The 16,338-nt window shown below is 63.7% G+C and carries 12 protein-coding genes; 2 read left to right on the plus strand and 10 right to left on the minus strand.

The features are described 5' to 3' along the window. Positions 1 to 10: 10 nt before the first annotated feature. Positions 11 to 733: a glycerophosphodiester phosphodiesterase gene (gene ugpQ / locus ACFFP0_RS05130; protein WP_377257251.1), complete on the plus strand. Its 723-nt coding sequence runs from the start codon at positions 11 to 13 to the stop codon at positions 731 to 733. Continuing rightward, complete coding sequence (locus tag ACFFP0_RS05135) at positions 733 to 2,001, plus strand: metallophosphoesterase (RefSeq protein WP_377257254.1); 1,269 nt, start codon at positions 733 to 735, stop codon at positions 1,999 to 2,001. The genes ugpQ and ACFFP0_RS05135 overlap by 1 nt, the downstream gene beginning before the upstream one ends. Here the strand turns inward: ACFFP0_RS05135 and ACFFP0_RS05140 are convergent. The 10 genes from ACFFP0_RS05140 to ACFFP0_RS05185 form a co-directional block, all read right to left on the minus strand. Next, the gene (locus ACFFP0_RS05140) at positions 1,958 to 2,752 is read right to left on the minus strand and encodes a DeoR/GlpR family DNA-binding transcription regulator (RefSeq protein ID WP_377257257.1); all 795 of its coding nucleotides are present in this window, start codon (positions 2,750 to 2,752) and stop codon (positions 1,958 to 1,960) included. The two genes, ACFFP0_RS05135 and ACFFP0_RS05140, sit on opposite strands and share 44 nt — an antisense overlap. Positions 2,753 to 2,908: 156 nt before the next feature. Then, on the minus strand, positions 2,909 to 6,202 hold the full coding sequence (locus tag ACFFP0_RS05145) for an autotransporter domain-containing protein (RefSeq protein ID WP_377257260.1): 3,294 nt from the start codon (positions 6,200 to 6,202) through the stop codon (positions 2,909 to 2,911). Between the two features lie 583 nt (positions 6,203 to 6,785). Beyond that, positions 6,786 to 7,790, minus strand: coding sequence for an FAD:protein FMN transferase (locus ACFFP0_RS05150; RefSeq protein WP_377257263.1), 1,005 nt, complete (start codon positions 7,788 to 7,790; stop codon positions 6,786 to 6,788). Further along, entirely contained in the window at positions 7,783 to 8,346 is a 564-nt protein-coding gene (locus ACFFP0_RS05155) for a nitrous oxide reductase accessory protein NosL (RefSeq protein WP_377257266.1), read from the minus strand. The genes ACFFP0_RS05150 and ACFFP0_RS05155 overlap by 8 nt, the downstream gene beginning before the upstream one ends. Next, entirely contained in the window at positions 8,343 to 9,170 is an 828-nt protein-coding gene (locus ACFFP0_RS05160; protein ID WP_377257268.1) for an ABC transporter permease, read from the minus strand. The genes ACFFP0_RS05155 and ACFFP0_RS05160 overlap by 4 nt, the downstream gene beginning before the upstream one ends. Then, positions 9,167 to 10,072, minus strand: coding sequence for an ABC transporter ATP-binding protein (locus tag ACFFP0_RS05165; RefSeq protein ID WP_377257271.1), 906 nt, complete (start codon positions 10,070 to 10,072; stop codon positions 9,167 to 9,169). Before ACFFP0_RS05165 ends, ACFFP0_RS05160 begins: the two co-directional genes overlap by 4 nt. Then, complete coding sequence (locus ACFFP0_RS05170) at positions 10,069 to 11,454, minus strand: nitrous oxide reductase family maturation protein NosD (protein ID WP_377257273.1); 1,386 nt, start codon at positions 11,452 to 11,454, stop codon at positions 10,069 to 10,071. The genes ACFFP0_RS05165 and ACFFP0_RS05170 overlap by 4 nt, the downstream gene beginning before the upstream one ends. Continuing rightward, positions 11,451 to 13,370, minus strand: a complete 1,920-nt coding sequence (gene nosZ / locus ACFFP0_RS05175; protein WP_377257276.1) for a TAT-dependent nitrous-oxide reductase — start codon at positions 13,368 to 13,370, stop codon at positions 11,451 to 11,453. Before nosZ ends, ACFFP0_RS05170 begins: the two co-directional genes overlap by 4 nt. 25 nt (positions 13,371 to 13,395) lie before the next feature. Further along, entirely contained in the window at positions 13,396 to 15,603 is a 2,208-nt protein-coding gene (locus tag ACFFP0_RS05180) for a 4Fe-4S binding protein (protein ID WP_377257396.1), read from the minus strand. 296 nt (positions 15,604 to 15,899) lie between these two features. Next, entirely contained in the window at positions 15,900 to 16,328 is a 429-nt protein-coding gene (locus tag ACFFP0_RS05185; RefSeq protein ID WP_377257279.1) for an Rrf2 family transcriptional regulator, read from the minus strand. Between the last annotated feature and the right edge of the window lie 10 nt (positions 16,329 to 16,338).

The raw sequence follows: 16,338 nt of genomic DNA on the forward strand, positions 1-16,338 counted from the left end.
AGGACTTCCAATGACTGAAATCGTATCCCACCGCGGCGCCAACCACTTCGCGCCGGAGAACACCTTTGCCGCCGCGGATCTGGCTCTCCAGCAAGGGGCCGACTATATCGAACTGGACGTGCGTGAAAGCGCCGATGGCGTGCTCTATGTTTTCCACGACGAGGCACTGGACCGGACGACGAACGGCACGGGGCCTTTCGGACACTCCCTCTCCCCCGAGATCGACGCGCTGGATGCCGGCGGCTGGTTCGACGGAGCCTTCCAGGGAGCGGTCGTGCCTCGCCTCGACGCCTATCTCGAACATTTGCGCGGACGCTGCGGCGTCTATGTCGAGCTGAAATATTGCGATCCGGCAAAGGTTGCGGCATTGGTCCGTGACCTGGGCATGACGCGTGACACGTTCTTCTTCTCGTTCTCCGAAGAGATGCGCCTTGGCCTGCAGCGGATCGCGCCGGAGTTTCGCAAGATGATGACGCTCGATATCGCCAAGTCGCCCTCTCTTGCCGCCGCCGTGCACCACGCCTCGATCATCGAAATCACGCCGGCGCAGATGCGCCGTCCGGGGATCATCGAAGCGAGCCGCAAGGCCGGCCTGGAGGTGATGGTCTATTATGGCGGCGACGACATGGCGGTTCATCGCGAGATCGCCTCCGCCGGTGTCGACTACATCAATCTCGACCGTCCCGACCTGTTCGATGCGGCGCGTCGCGAACTGCACGGGGCCGCGGCCTGATGCAGATTGCCATCGTTGCGGATGTTCACCTGCACGACCTCCATGGCGGGTATGGCACGGTGGAGGGGAAAGCGGGCGGCCTGTCGTTGCGCACGCTGGCCGACACGATGGCCTCGACGAGGGTATTCAACGAAAGCCACGCCGCCTTCCTCGCCATTCTCGATGATATCGTCCGGCGGGGCATCCGCGATGTCATCCTGCTCGGCGACTATTCCGACGACGGACAGTTGGGCGCCGTGGGCGCATTGCGGACCATTCTGGATACCTGGCGTGAGCGGCACGGCCTGCGTTTCTTCGCCACATTCGGCAATCACGACTGCTTTGGTCCCGAACCCCGGCACCATTCGAAATGGCTGACGGACGCCTCCGGCCGTGCGGCCCGTCTGGTCACCAGCGATGAGGCCGGTGGAGAGGCTGGTGGCGAGAAATATCCATCCGTCGTCGTCAGTCCGGGGATGCGGGGCATGTCGACGGCCGAAGCCATGACGGCGATGGCGGACTGCGGGCTTCGGCCTCCGGCCGATGCGCTGCATTGGGAGACCCCGTTCGGCAATTCGGATCGCCCGCCGCGCAACGCGTACCGGGGCGGTGATCCATCGTCTCCGGACGCATCCTATCTGGTCGAACCGCTGCCGGATCTCTGGCTGCTGATGCTGGATGCCAATGTGTTTCAACGCGAGGGATCGTCCTGGAGCCTGAGAGCGGACGGAGCCTGGGATCATGTCCTGGCCGAACGTCCCTATCTCCTGGACTGGATCACGGAGGTTTCTTGTCGACGCCGCCCTTTCCGCCACCAGCTATGCCGGCTTCCTGCGTGCTCATCTGCTGCGCCTCATCGCGACGAAGCATGCCGGAAGACTGGCCGCCGGAAATCGCCGAATGCCTGGACATTCCGATGGAGCGGCTGTTCTGCGAGGACGCGGGACTGGCTGCAACCCTGCGGCGATGGCCGGGCGTTGCGTCCCTGCTATTTCGGACGATGGTCGAAGACTACTATTTTCTGCGCGCCGGAGGCGGATGCGTGGGGGGATGGCATGCCGAAAAACAGGATCGGCTTCTACGGCGACTTGGAAAGGGCATTTGCGGCAGGGGGAAGACCGGTGGCCGACGCTGCGCACGAGCAATTCCTGGCCTTGTTTTTTGCCCTGACGGGCCCTTTCCCGGAGGAGGCTGCGTCGGCCGGGGATCGCCGGCCGATGTCGGGACGAGGAGGTGGCTGCAATCTCACCTTGCCGTCATTCCATGGCCGGGCGTTTCGTCCGGCGTGAAGAACGAGATGCCGGTATTCTCTATCATGGAGCGGTACGGTTCGTCCGGAAGCTTCTCGCAGACCAGTTCGTCGATATCGCGCAGATTGGCGAGGTGAACCAGCGCACGGCGGCCGAACTTGCTGCTGTCGACGGCCAGCAGGGTGTGTTCGGATTGCTGCATGGCGGCCTTGACGGCCTCCACCTCGGCCTGGTCGTCGTCGCATATGTCGCCGGCCAGATCGATGCTGCTGACGGAGATGATGGCCATTTCAAACTTGAAAAGGCGAATGAAGCCGGCCGTGTTCTGATTGAAGACGCCGCCATCGATCGGGCGCACGAAGCCGCCGGGCACGGCGACCGTAAAATCCGTCCCCTCGCTCAGGATGTTGGCGACCCGGAGGCTGTAGGTGACGACACGCAGGCCCTTGTGATTGACGAGCTCGCGGGCGACCGCCTCGCAGGTTGTTCCCGTGTCGAGAAAAATGGTCGTGCCGTCCCTGATCCTGCGCACGGCGTGACGGGCGATCCGCTCCTTGGCGTCGGCATTCTCGATACGGCGGGAGCGATAGGTTACCGGGTCGACGGAAAAGGCGATCGTCGCCCCTCCATGCAGGCGCCGCACCTTGCCTGCAAGCTCCAGTTCCTGAATGTCGCGGCGGGCCGTCTGGGTCGTTACGGAGAATCGGTCGGCGATCTCATCGAGCGACATGTAGCGGTTTTGTTCGAGATACCGCATCAGGCTTTGCTGGCGGCGTGTCTTCTTATCCATGCTTGGCTTGCATTCCGGCCTGGCCGAGTTGGTCCCTCTTGAAGCGTTCTATCGCAAAGGGGCGTGCGGGAGGAAGGTCTCCGGCCGGAAACGGAGGAAATATAAACGGTGCGGAGGATGGCGCACGGCTGTCTGCCATCCTCCTGTGCTGAACTGTCAGAAACGGACCTTCAGTCCGGCGTTGACGCCGTTGCTGGAACTTTCGTCGGCGAACTGGCCCACATAGTTCACATAGACACTGGCGTTGTCCGAAAGACTGAAGTTGATGCCTGCGCTGGCAAGTACCGAATCCTCGTTGATGGGCGCGCCGGAGGTGCGGAACGAGGCGCTGTCGGCAAGCTTCATGGCCGTTTCCGGCGTCACGTCGCCATAGGCGTGGCGCCAGCCGATCTGGCCGTTGAGCGTGATCGAGCGGCCGTCCACATCGAATGCCGTCGAGCCGCGGATGCCGAGATCCATGTAGGTGACGTCCATGCTGCTCCCGCGCACGGAAAGGGCGCCCACTCCGCCGGTTTCCGAAAAGCGGTCCGTCGACACATGCACCTGGGCGAGGCCGATGAAGGGTTCGATCATCCCGCGATCGAGCTTGACGGTGTAGGCGGCCTCTCCGAAGATTTGGCCTGTCGAACCGTTGTAGCCGCTCGTCAGCGTGTCGGAGAGCGAGGCGACATCAATCCTGCGCTTGCCGTCGATCTCGCTGAGGCCATAGCTGCCCCCGAAGGTGAAGCGGAATGCATCCATCCGCGCGGCGCCGTAGAGGCCGAATACATAGTCATCGGCATCTGCGGAGTCGGACTGCCCCGAAAGGGAGAAGGACGTGTGCCCGTAGCCGGCCATGGCGCCGACCATGACGTTTTCGGCAAGCAGGGTATCGACACCGAAATAGAAGCCGCCTGTGCTCCGGCTCAGGCTGTCGACGCCGTTCCCCTCGGTCTTCCCGTAGCTGCCATAGGCCTGGCTCCAGATATTGGCCCGGCCCGTTTCGTTGCCGTTTCCGCCGCCCATGAGGTCCGCGCCGCCGAAGAGGCGGGCCGAGACCGCGTCGCGATAGAAATGGCTGTTTTCCGCAAGCGCTCCTGCAATGGAGGGATAGAGTTCGCCCGAAAGCCGGCGATAGGTCTCGTCCGCCGTCCCGGCGTCGAGGCCGACGACCGCGTTGTAGATGTCGCCGGGACCGAATGCCTGGATCGCGGAGGCGACCGACCTGCGGTTGTTCGTGGTGGCGACGTCCGCGAAAGCGATATCGTTGCGCGTGACGTTGAGCACCAGGTTGTTGCCGTCCGCGATGAAGGACGGGGTGAGGAAGGCCATGTTGGTGCTGACGTCGTCGAACGTGCCGGTGACGCCGTCGCCGGAGGTGATGACGGTGTAGCTTGTATTGGCCTTGTAGTTGCCGTTGGCGGCAACCGTTGCCAGCGTGCCGCCGTCGATCTCGACCGAACCGGAGGCGATCAGCTTGTCGGAATTGCCGTCCGCATCGACCTCCACCTGGAAGATGGAGCCGGTGTCGAACGTGACATCGCCCCTGACGGTCAACGTGCCGATCGAGTTGCCGGGGGCCAGCGTTCCGCCGTCGGCCACACGCAGGTCGCCGGTCACGCCGTTGCCGCCGAGCAGCGCGCCGTCCTCGACGGTCGTCAGGCTGGACGAGGCGATCGAACCGTTGACGAAGAGGGCGCCTGCGGCGACCGTCGTCGCGCCGGTATAGGTATTGCTCCCCGTCAGGTTCAGCGCGCCCGCACCCGATTTGGTGAGGGCGCCCGTGCCGGAGATGACACCCGGCGCGGTGACGCTGTTGGCTGCGTCGGCGATATCCAGCGTGCCGCCGGCGGCTTCCAGCACGACATTGCGCACAAGCGAGGTCATCTGCGTGCCGTCGATCCGCAGCGTGCCGTCATCGAGACGCACGGCGGCACTCGCGCCGCCGAGGGCGGCATCCTCGTCGACGACGACCGTGCCCTTGTCGGTGACCAACGTCTCGCCGATGAACGAATGATCGTCGATGCAGTATTCCCGGATTGCCGCCTGCAGCCGCGGGTCCGTGCTCTTGCAATCGAGCCGGGTCTTCTTTTCCGCGTCGGACAGCCAGTCGAGGATCGGCATGCCGTTTTCATCGGAAATCTGACCGAGGGTGACGTCGGTGCGCATGTTGTTGCGCGTCAGGTAGAAGACGCCGCCGCTCTCCTCGAAGGTATTGGCCTCCGCGCTCCAGATGACGGTCTTCTTGTTGTCGTCGCCGGCATAGTCCTCCAGGACGGGGCCGGTCCAGCGCACTTCGTGAGCGACGAGTTCGTGATCGGAGAGGGGCGTCGTGCCGTCGTTCGCATAGGCCGTGTCCTTCAGACCCCCGAGATAGGGATCGTTGGGATCGTCGACGACCTTCCACCACTTGCCAAAGGGGCGCGAGGCGAGGAAATGGTCGATGGCGGAGTAGTCCCAGCTGGTGGCTGTGTTCTCCCCGTCGGTCAAGGGCCAACTCGTGCTGCCGTCGCGACCGGTGTGCGGCTCATATTTCTCCCGCGTCGAGTCGGACGTCAGAAGCATGAACTGTTTCTTCAGGATGTTCATCGTCTGCGGCTGGTTGCTGGCGACGGGAAACGTCTCGTCCTCGAAGGTGAGGCCGTTTGAGGCCATGTCCTTGGCGATGATTTCTTCCCATTGCCGCCAGCTCATCTGCGAGATGCTGGTGATGCCCGAATATTCGGACCGGTGGGTGTCGAAATAGGTCTGGATCACGTTCCGGTAATGCGCCTGGCCGTTGCCGTCGATCACCTGCATCGATTTGACATAGGCCTGATATTCCTCCGACCTGCCTTCCGGCGTGTATTCGGCCGCAAGGTTGCGCCAGAGGTCCGAGCTGCCGCTGTCGACGATGGTGCGGGCGAAGAGATAGGCCTGCTGCTCGGCGGTATGGAGACCGCGTTCCGAGACGTCGCCGGCGTTGAAATCGCCCATCATCAGGATCGGGTTGGATTGCTTCGCCGCCCATGCGTTCAGCGTCTGCGCCTCGCTGATGCGATAGGTTCCCGGTTCGTCGCGCCAGTCGAAATGCGCCGACACGAAGGACGTCTCGGGGATGCCGGACTGGGCGTCGGTGGTGAAATAGGACACCTGGCCGCTGAAATAATCGCCCCAGACATATTCCCCGCCGGTTCCCGAAAGGCGGCTGACGACCCCGTCCTCTCCGGAACGGGTTCCCTGGTAGCTGCCCTGGCCGGCATTTTCGAGCACGGTCTGGATGTCGTCCACATAGGCGCAGTCGCTGATGTAACACAGTTCCTGAAGGGCGATGACGTCGTAGTCGCCCTTGATCAGGAAGTCGGACATGGCGCTCGCATCGGCCCCGCGGGAGCTGTTGAAATATTCACGCCAGGTATTGAACGAAAGAATGCGCACCGTGCCGTTCTGATCGCCGGCTGCCGCGTCTGCGGCAAGGGCTGGCGCCGCCATGGTTCCAAGCAGGGCGGCACTGCAAAGCAGAAGGCTTGTCTTCCGGGTGATCGAACCGCGTACGGCTCTTGGGCTAAAATGTAATAAAAGTGACATTTTTGTCCTCGTTGGCTGCAAGGGAGGCTCTCTGTGCGGCGAGAGAAATTGCAGGCGCGATATTCCAGACTAAAATGTAAGATAGATGACATTTTGGGTTCCCCGCCGGCCGCGCTTTTGACGCGCGGGCTTCGGAGAGGAGCGTCGCAAGGATCGACGACGCGACCGATCTTTGACGAAAACACTGCCCGGCTGATTGCCGCCGTCATGCGCCGGGAGCGCCGATTTCCAACGGTTTGCGGGCCGCGAGGCCGTGTCGCCGGGGCTGGCGGAAAGGGTGAAGCCGGGGCTGCCAGACCTGGAACGGGCGAGGGTTTCCGCAAGGCTGCGGCACGGGATTGCCGCGCGGGAAGGATGATGACGAAAGCAGTTGGAATTCGATAGGACGGTCGGTTTTCGATAGTCCTCTCGTCAGCCTGGGAGTCCTGTTCGTCGGCGGGCAGGGTGAGCCGCCCACAGTCCATGGTGGCGGCGCGTCCCGTTGTGCCTAGATCGCCGCGCCGAGCCGGGAATGCGTGCCGGAGATTTCGACCATGTCCACCGTGATATCCGGATGGTTTTTGAGAAAACGCCGGATTTCCGCCGGGTCCATGAGGCTGAAGGCCGTCGAGAGCGCATCGGCAGCCGTCGCATCCGGAACAATCACCGACATGCGTCGATAGCGGGGCGGCGCACTGCCGCGCAGCGGATCGAGAATATGTCCGAAACGGCCGGAGGGATCGAAATGGAAGCCGGAGGCGCTGGATGTCGAAACGGCCCTGTCGATGATGCCGATGATCGTATCAGGCACCGCCCCGGCTTCCGTCTCGGCAAGGCCGACCCGCCAGGGTTGGCCGCTGGCTGCCGCGCCGATGGCGCGGCTTTCCCCCATGCTGAGGAGGCTGCTGCCTATGCCGGCGTCCCGAAGCATGTCGACGATCCTGTCGGTGATGTATCCTTGCGCAATGCCGTTGAGACTGAGGGCCATCTGCGGTCGCGCGAACGCGATGCGGTCCCGGTTGAAGCGGACACCGGCGAAGCCGACGCGGGAAAGGGCGGCCTGCAGTTCGTCGCTTGCCGGGCCTGCGGGATCGGCGTTGGCGCTTGAGAAATGCCGTGCATAAAGTGTCCAGAGCGGCTGTATCGTCGGGTCGAAGGCGCCGTTGCTGGCCTCCCAGATCGCGCCGGATCGCTCCAGCAGCGTGACGAGTTCGGAAGGCGGCGCAGCCAGCGCGCCGGCCCTGTTCAGCTCCAGCAGGACGGAATCGCTCCTGTAGAGGCTGAATATGGCCTCCAGCCGGGAGACTTCGGCGACGACACGGTTGACCAGTTGCCCGGCTGCCGCCGGGTCGTCGTGGTTCAGTATGAGGGTCGCCGGGGCGCCGAGCGCCTGGCCGTTCCAGACGACCGGCTCCGCGATCCGCCTCGCCAGCGCCGTGGGGGGAATGAGCGGAAGGCCCGCCGCGGCGGCCAGGATGCAGATGGTGCGACGACGGGTGAACAGCTTAGCCATGATGATGTCCTTCCCCGTCGTCGTCGCTGGTTTCCGAAGAACCCGCAGAGGGGGGCTCCGTGCCGGCGCCGAGGATGTATTCCTTCGGCACGTCGGAGAAGCCGACGACACGCCCGCCGTTCTTCCAGGCGAATGTGCGCGCATCGTTCTCGGCGGAGAACGGCACGGCTTCTTCGACCCCCATGCCGCCGCGCGCGGAACTGCCGATCACGAAGAAGGCCTTGCGCGCGTCGACCCAGTTCTCCGCCCCCGGATGATCCCAGTTCGGCGCCTTGCTCATGTCGGACACGTAGATGGCGGCGATATCCTTCGGCTCTTCCGGCAACATGGTGAAGGCGATGGCGTCGCGTGCGGAAGAGAACCAGATCGGTTCGAGCACCTGTTGCAGCATGATCTGCCCCTTGGGGCCGGGATGTTCAAGGACGTTCATCCCGCAATAGCGGCCCATCGCCTCTGCCGTCAGGGCGGAGGGCGGCGGTGCTGCGGCACTTTCTTCCTTCCCGCAGCCGGCAAGCAGGAAGGACAGGGCGATAACCGTGGCGATGGCGAGTCTCATACTTCCCTCCTGGCGAAGATAAAGTTGGCGACGGCGAGCGGGACGAGGGTCCATAGTCCCAGCGCACCGACCAGAACGGGCGTGGAAAGCCGTGTATGGCCTGCAATGCCGCCCATGCCGGAAAGGGCGCTCGCGCCGCCCGAGCTGAGATTGAGCAGGCGATAGGCGTCGGTCGGATTGGCGACCAGAAGCAGGTCGAGCAGTCCTCCCGGCATGCTCTGCCCCTGGCCGGCGACCAGCGCGCCGAGCAGGGCCATGTCGTAGATCAGCACGAAGAACAGCCAGATGCCGATGGCGATGCCGCCCGCCGTGCTGCGTTCATTCGCGAGCGTGCTGGTCAGGTAGCCGATGGCGATGAAGACCGCGCCCAGCAGCACCGACGAGGCGACCATCAGTGCGAAGGATTGCCAGCTTCCGGCATCGATGCCTGTGCCGGTCAGCCTCAGCCCCAGCGCGGCGATGCCGTAGCCGAACAGGGTCGCGAAGGCGAGGATGGAGACATGCCCCAGGAACTTGCCGAGCATCACCGCGCTCCGGCTCAGCGGGTAGCTCAACAGCAGCAGCATGGTGCCGCGTTCGGCTTCGCCGACGATCGCGTCGTGCGAGATCAACAGCGCGATCAGGGGGACGAGGAAGATCGTCAGGCTGGAAAGGCTGACGACGACGACGTCGAGCCGGTTGATGCCGACGCTGCCGGTCGGCGCGCTTCCGAGGAATGACAGCGTCAGCGCGAGCGTTGCCAGCAGCAGCGTCGTGGCGAGGACCCAGCGATTGCGAAGTCCTTCCTGGATTTCCTTGCGGGCGATGATGAGGATATTGGTCATTGTGCTGCCTGCCCGTTCAGGAAATGCGCGTAGAGATCGTCAAGGGTGGGCTCGGCGATCGACAGATCGGTGAGCATCGCCGGGTTCGCGGTCACCTCGTGCAGCAGCGCGATCTTCTCCTCCGGCGCGACTTCCGCTTCGAAACGGCCCTGCGCGGTCCTGTTCCAGCGTCCGTCCGCAAGCCCCGGCGAAGCGTCGTTCGCGGGCCTGATGCTGATGCGGGTCGGCAGGCGCGCGATCCTGCGCAGCTCGTCCAGGGTGCCGTCCGCAATCTTGACGCCGCGATTGACGATGATGACGCGGTCGGCGCGGCCTTCCAGCTCGGTCAGGGCATGGGAAGAAAGCAGCACCGTCGTCCCCCGGCCGCTAAGCTCGGTGATGAGATCGTAAAAATTCCGCCTGAGCGCCGGATCAAGCCCGCTGGTCGGTTCGTCGAGCAGCAGGATGCGGGGTTCGCCGAGCAGCGCCTGTGCAAGGCCGAGGCGCTGGCGCATGCCTTTCGAATAGGTGCGCACCGGGCGGTCGGCCGCTTCCGGCGCCAGCCCGACACGCTCGAAGAGGGCGTCCATGGCGGCATGGGTCACGCGCTTCAGCCGGGCATAGAAGGCGAGCGTCTCGCGTCCCGTGAGGGTCATGTGAAAGGAAACGCTCTCGGGCAGGTAGCCGAGCCGCTGGCGGACCGCGAAATCGCCCGTCGCCGGGTCCTCGCCGAGAACCCTGACCGCGCCGCCGGTGGGGCGGATGAGGCCGAGCATCAGCTTGATCAGCGTGGTCTTGCCCGCTCCGTTGTGGCCGACCAGGGCGACCGTCTCGCCGGCATTCAGCGCGAAGGACATGTCCCTGGTCGCCTCTATCCCGGCATAGCGCTTGGAAACCCGCGTGAGTTCCACCGTGGCTGTCATTGGGCTCGTCTCTTTCCGATGACCGGCGTCATCAAGGGATGGCTGTCGACCACGCCGCCGGGCAGCAAAGCCGGGAATTGCGCCTGCGCCCAGCGGATGACCTGGACGGCCGGGCTGGTGGTCAGCAGCTTGGCCTGGGGGGCGGTCCAGAGGACCTTGTCGATCAGGTCGTTCGGCCGGTACGGGTTGTCGGCGATGCCGTCGCCGTCGAGGTCGAAGGCGGGATTGTCGCTCCAGTAGTTGCCCCGTCCGTCCTTCGACCAGTCCATGTAGCGCGTGCCGACATATTTGACCTGGTTTCGATTGTTGATGAAGGCGTTGCCGCTGATGGCATTGGCCTCGGAACCCGCCGTGAAATGGATGCCGATCGCGCATCCCTCGAAGAGATTGTCGGTGAAGCGGTTCTTGTTGGCGTTGTAGATGAAGACGCATTTTTCCGGGCCGGGACGCAGTCCCGCGGCATCCCCGTCCGCCGATGCGTTCTCTTCGGCCTTCGGCATGTCGGGATCGGCGTTGCGGTTCCCGCCGAGCAGCCAGCGGCTCGCCGGCTGCAGGCGCCCGAAGACCGAATTGCCCGTGATGACCGAGCCGTTCGCATAGTTGAGAAGCAGGCCGTGGTCGCGGTCGCCGTCCGACACGTTGCCGGTGATTTTCAGACGGTTGGAAAACATGATCGCGTAGCCGACGGAATTGCCGGTCGAGATGTTGTCGCTGACCTCGCTGTCGTTGGTGTACATGTAGTGGATGCCGAAGCGCAGGTCGCTGAACCGGTTGCGGCTGAAGACGTTGCGCTTGCTGGCCATGGTGGCGATGCCATCGCGCCCGTAGCTGATCACGTTGTCCAGCACCTGCGCGCCGGGCGCGTTCCAGACCGAAACGCCGTTGCCGGCCTCGCTGAGACGTTCGCCCCGCATTCCGACGATCTCGTTTCCCCGTGCGACGGAGCCGGCGGCGCCGTGCAGGTAGATGCCGAAGAGGTTGCCGGTGATCACATTGCCCTCGACGGTCGTGCCTGCGGCCGCTTCCGTCGCAAGCACGCCCGAGTCGAGCGCGGTCAGATCGCTGCCGGACCCGCTGATGGCGAGGTTGCGCACGGTCACGCCGGCCGCGTCGATGGTGATCACGCTGCCCTTGCCGTCGCCGATAACGCTCGCTCCGGCCTCGCCCGCAAGCGTCAGGGGTTTGCGGATCACGATGGGGCCTGCATAATCGCCCGCCTTCAGGGTAAGGAGATCGCCGGCACCGGCCGTATCGATGACCGCCTGCAGCGATTGCCCGCCTTGCGGCGAAACGGTGCGGTTTTCCGCATCGGCCATGGCTGGAAGGGCGGCCCAGAAGGCCGCCATCCCGATTGTCGTCATGATCGATCCTGGCCGCATCATGCCGTCTTCGGCTCGACGAACATGCGGCCCTTCATCTCCATGTGCATGGCATGGCAGAACCACGAGCAATAATACCAGTAGACACCCGGCTTTCTGGCCTTGAACGTCACGGACGATGTCGCCTGCGGACCGATCTCCATGTTGATGCCGTAGTTGACGATGGCGAAACCGTGGGTGAGGTCTTCGACCTCGTCGATATTCGTCACATAGACCGTGACCTCGTCGCCTTCCTTGACCGTGAAGGTTTCCAGGCCGAAGGCCGGGGCTGCCGACGTCATGTAGACACGGACCTTGTTGCCGTCGCGGATGACGGTGGAATCGAGGAGAAGGTCGACACCGTCGGCTTTCGCCTGCTTGACCGCGTCGGCGAAGAACGGGTCGTCGCGCTTCCAGATGCTGATCGGATTGATCTTGGATGCGTGGACGATCGTCGCGTCATGCGGTTCCGCAAATGTCGGGTTGTCGTGGACAAGCACCATCTGGTCGCCGGAGATGTCGATAAGCTGATCGTTCTCGGGTTTCAGCGGGCCGACGTTGAGATAGCGGTCCTTGGAGAACTTGTTCAGCGAGATCAGCCATTTGCCGTCGGCGTCCCTGGTCTGTCCCATGGACGTGTGATTGTGGCCGGGCTGATACTGGACGTCGAGCTTCTGGCGGATCGGATCGACCTTTTCGCCCTTGTAGGCGCGCTTGGCATCCTCGATGTTCCATTTGCAGATCTGGCTGTCGATGAACAGCGTCGTGTAGGCGTTGCCCTTGCCGTCATAGGCCGTGTGCAACGGGCCGAGGCCCAGTTCCGGTTCCGCGACGACCGTGTCGCGCGGCTTGATCTTGTCGGCAAAAAGGTCGTCGAACTTGCGCACGTCGAACACCGTTACGGTCGGCGACAGCTTGCCGTTGGCGACGAGATGGATGCCGTCCGGGGCGGTGTTCATGCCGTGCGGGCTGTTGGAGACCGGAATGTACCGCGTGTAGGGAGAGCCGTGGCGCCCGTCGATCACGGGCACACCGTTCATCTCCTTGTAATCGCCCTTGGCGACGGCATCCTCGATCCGCTTCAGGTCGAACACGACGATCCAGTCCTGCTCCTTGGCCATCATCTGTTCGAGATTGATGCCCTCCTCGGAATTGTAGCAGGTGGCGAAGCAATACTTGCCCTGGTAATCGGCATCGACGTTGTCGAGATTGCCGTCCACCATGACCTGCCAGGCGATCTTCATGGTTTCGCCGTCGATGGCCGTGAAGATGGCGTGATACTGCTTCGGATCGTCGAGAACCTTGCCGTCGTTCGGAATGGGGACGCGGTCCTCGCCGTTGGCGAAGACATAGCCGGTCTTCGGGTACTTCTGGACGCGCAGCCCGTGAACCGTGTGCTGGTTGGGAAGCTGGATGATCTTGTCGCATTTCATGACGTCGAGGCGAATACGGCACACGCGCGTATTGGCCTTGTCGTTTGCGAAGAGGTAGCGCCCGTCATAGGTGCCGTCCGTGAAGGACGGATGCGGGTGGTGGAGGTCGCCGTTAAGATAGGTGCCGCCCTGGTCCTTCAGGAACTCGACGGTTTCCGGCAGCAGGCCTTCGGTGAGGACCTTGCGGCTTTCGTTGGTGAGGCCCCAGCCGGTGGCGCTGCAGCGGTTGAAGACCGGCACGCGCATCAGTTCGCGCATGGAGGGGAGGCCGACAATGCGCACCTCGCCCGTCTGGCCGCTGGAGAAAAACACATAATATTCGTCCAGCTCGCCGGGCTTCACCTCGAACGACTGGCCGCCGGCCTTCTGTGCCAGGGCTGTCGTTGCGGTCGCGCCGGAAAGCGTGAGCGTGCCGCCAACGCCGGCCGCGCCGGCGACCGCGGCCATTGCGGTCGTCCCCAGTATCTGGCGTCTGTTCAGACGCGGTTGGCTGTGTTCGTCAGACATCTTGGTCTCTCCTTGGTTGGTCCCGTCACGCCGGCTGATCCGGCACGGCGTCAGAGCTGGTGATTGGTGCACCCTTGTAGGTGACCTGTGTTTTTGGGGGCGCTTCGCCGCGGGAGGCGGGCGAAGACAGCCTCATGAATTTCTCCCGCTTTTTCCGCACCTCGATCATGTGCGGACAGCGCTGGTCGTCCTGGTAGAGTTCCTGGCAGTGCATGCAGTAGATGCACTCGTTGACGTTGATCTGCCCTTCGGGATGAATGGCCTGCACGGGACATTCCTTGGCGCAGCGATGGCAGGGCGAGCCGCATTCCGGCCACCGCTTCAGCCATTCGAACATGCGGATGCGGCCGGGTATGGCGAGCGCGGCGCCGAGCGGGCAGAGATAGCGGCAATAGAAGCGCTCGATGAAAAGGCCGGCGACCAGCAGCGTGACGGCAAAGAGGACGAAGGGCCATTCGCGGGCGAATTTCAGGATGATCGCCGTCTTGAAGGGCTCGATCTCCGCGGCGGTCTCGGCAAGCGCCATCGAATAGAAAGACAGGCCGAAAAGTCCGAGGAAGATGATGTATTTGACCGGCCAGAGCCTTTCATGCAGCCCCCAGGGCAACTGGAGCTGCGGCACCTTCAGGCGCTGTGCGATCTTGTTGCTCAGTTCCTGGAGCGCGCCGAACGGGCACAACCAGCCGCAGAACGGCCCGCGCCCCCAGAAGAGCAGCGCGGCGGCGATCGAGGCCCACAGGATGAAGATGAGCGGGGCGGCAAGGAAGAATTCCCAGTTGAAGCCGGTGACGAGGGCGTTGGCGAACGTCAGGACGTTGACGACCGATAGCTGGGCATTGGCATACCAGCCGAGCCAGACGAGGACGAAAAGCAGATAGCCGTTGCGGACCCAGGCAAACAGTTTCGGCCGCCGGACCAGCCAGTCCTGAAAGAAGAAGATCACCGTCAGCACGAGCACGGCCGCGACCGTGATGCCGATTGACACGCGGTTCATCTGCCAGATGCTGATCCAGAGGGGCTGGCCTTCCAGCAGCGGCGCTGTCGAAGCCGTGGAACCGGCGCTGGTACTGGCGGCGGCCGCATTGGGCGGCGTTGCCGCCGGGCTGCTTTCGACCGTCACATAGGAGGAGGGAAGGGAATAGCCGAGGTTGTAGGGGAGGACGGATTTCTCACGGCCGCCGGCACTGCGCTGCACGAGAAGCTGCAGTTCCCATGGCTCGGTGACATCGAATGCGAACTCGCCCGGCACGATGAAGAGCGCGATCTCCCGCAGGTGCGGCGCGTCCGGCGCGGCAAAGGCCGCGAGCCTCGTGTGGTCGCGATCCCTGAAGCGAAGGCCCTGGCCGTTCTGCAGGAGTTCGATCCGGTCGAAGATGCCGCCGCGCACATAACCCGACCCCTTGAAGGAATAGGCGCCGTCGCCAGCCACGATGACCGCCGACTGTCCGGGTTTGAGCTTTGCCGTCAGGCGCTGATAGCCCTCGTCTCCCAGAAGCGTCCTGCCGATCGACGGGACGCTGACGGGGGCCATGAAGAGGTCGATGAAATGATCTTCGGGATTCTGGGTTTCCGGCTTCCCGGCGGCAACAGCCTGCCCGGACTGCCGGAACGCTTCCGACACTTCCGCGACCGTCAGGCGCAGGCTGCGGATCGAGCCGTCGCCGAGAAGTGTCTGCCAGTCGCTCACCCCGGTCTTGCTCGTATCGACCTTCCTGACTTCGGGAGCCGCGGCGGCGATGCGGCCGCCATCCGCGTTCAGCCGGTTGCTGCGGATGAGCTGGACCGCGGAGCGCACCACGCTGTCGCCCATCACCAGGACGGTCACGGTGGCGCCGCTGACGATATCGACCTGCGGCGGCCGTTCCGCGCCGGAAGCAACCCGTCCCATGTCCTTGCCGATCATGGCGTTCAGCGATGCGACCACCTTCTTCTCGGGTATGCCGATGAGAACGATCGGCTCCTTGTGATCGACAAGCTTGAAGCCCCGTATGACGCCTTTCGGATCGATGCCGACGACGATGCGGATGGGCTTGCCGGAATAACCGACCGAACTGGTGAAATCGGAATTGAGATAGGCGTAGCCAAGCAGTTTTTCACCGCCGAAGACCGGAACGATTGGCGGATCTCCCGCGACCGCTCCGAATCGGTCCGCCCCCTGAAAGAGTTCGCCCGGCTGGACCTTGCCGAGAAAGTCCGGAAGCTGCCCGGCGGCATGGCTTTGCGGGGCGAACATCAGAGCGACGAAGAAGGCCGCAAACCAGGCGAGCAGGATCAAAAGGTGCTGCGGAAAGGGCGATCTCTGTGGCATCTGCTCGGTCTTCTTTGAGTTGCGAGCAGAGCTTTAGGGCACCCGGAGGAATACTCTTTGCGCTAAATCAACTATAACATATGCATCTTTTTAGGGGTAAGAGGTGGCAGGCATTGGCGTCCGTCAGAGGGCGCGGACTGGTTTTTCGGGAGGAAGCCGAGCGGGCGGCCGGGAAACGGTCGCGATGCGGGGTCGCTGCGGAATCGTCCCCGTCCTGGGGCTCAGGCCGCCTGCCTGATGCCGAAATCCTCGGGTTTGAGCACCAGATCCTGCAACGTATGGCGATCCAGGACATCGAGGAAGGCCAAAACCGCGTCACCCAGGATGCCCCGCAGGCGGCAGGACGGGGTGATCCGGCAGGCATTGCCGGTCTTGAAGCATTCGACCATCGCAAAATCCGGCTCCGTGGCGCGGACAAGGTCGCCGATGCGGATTGCTTCCGGCGGACGGGCGAGCGCAAGGCCGCCGGTCCTGCCGCGTACGGCCCTGAGGAACCCCTTTCCGACGAGCAGCCGGGCGACCTTCATCAGGTGGGCGCGGGAGATGCCGTAGACCCGCGCGGTTTCCTCGATCGTGACAAGCCGGTCCTCATGGGCGGCAGCCATCATCATGAGCCGCATCCCGTAATCGGAGAAAAGCGTCAGTTGCATGGTCGGGCGA

Source organism: Neorhizobium puerariae (genome assembly GCF_042429745.1).
Taxonomy (GTDB): Bacteria; Pseudomonadota; Alphaproteobacteria; order Rhizobiales; family Rhizobiaceae; genus Neorhizobium; species Neorhizobium puerariae.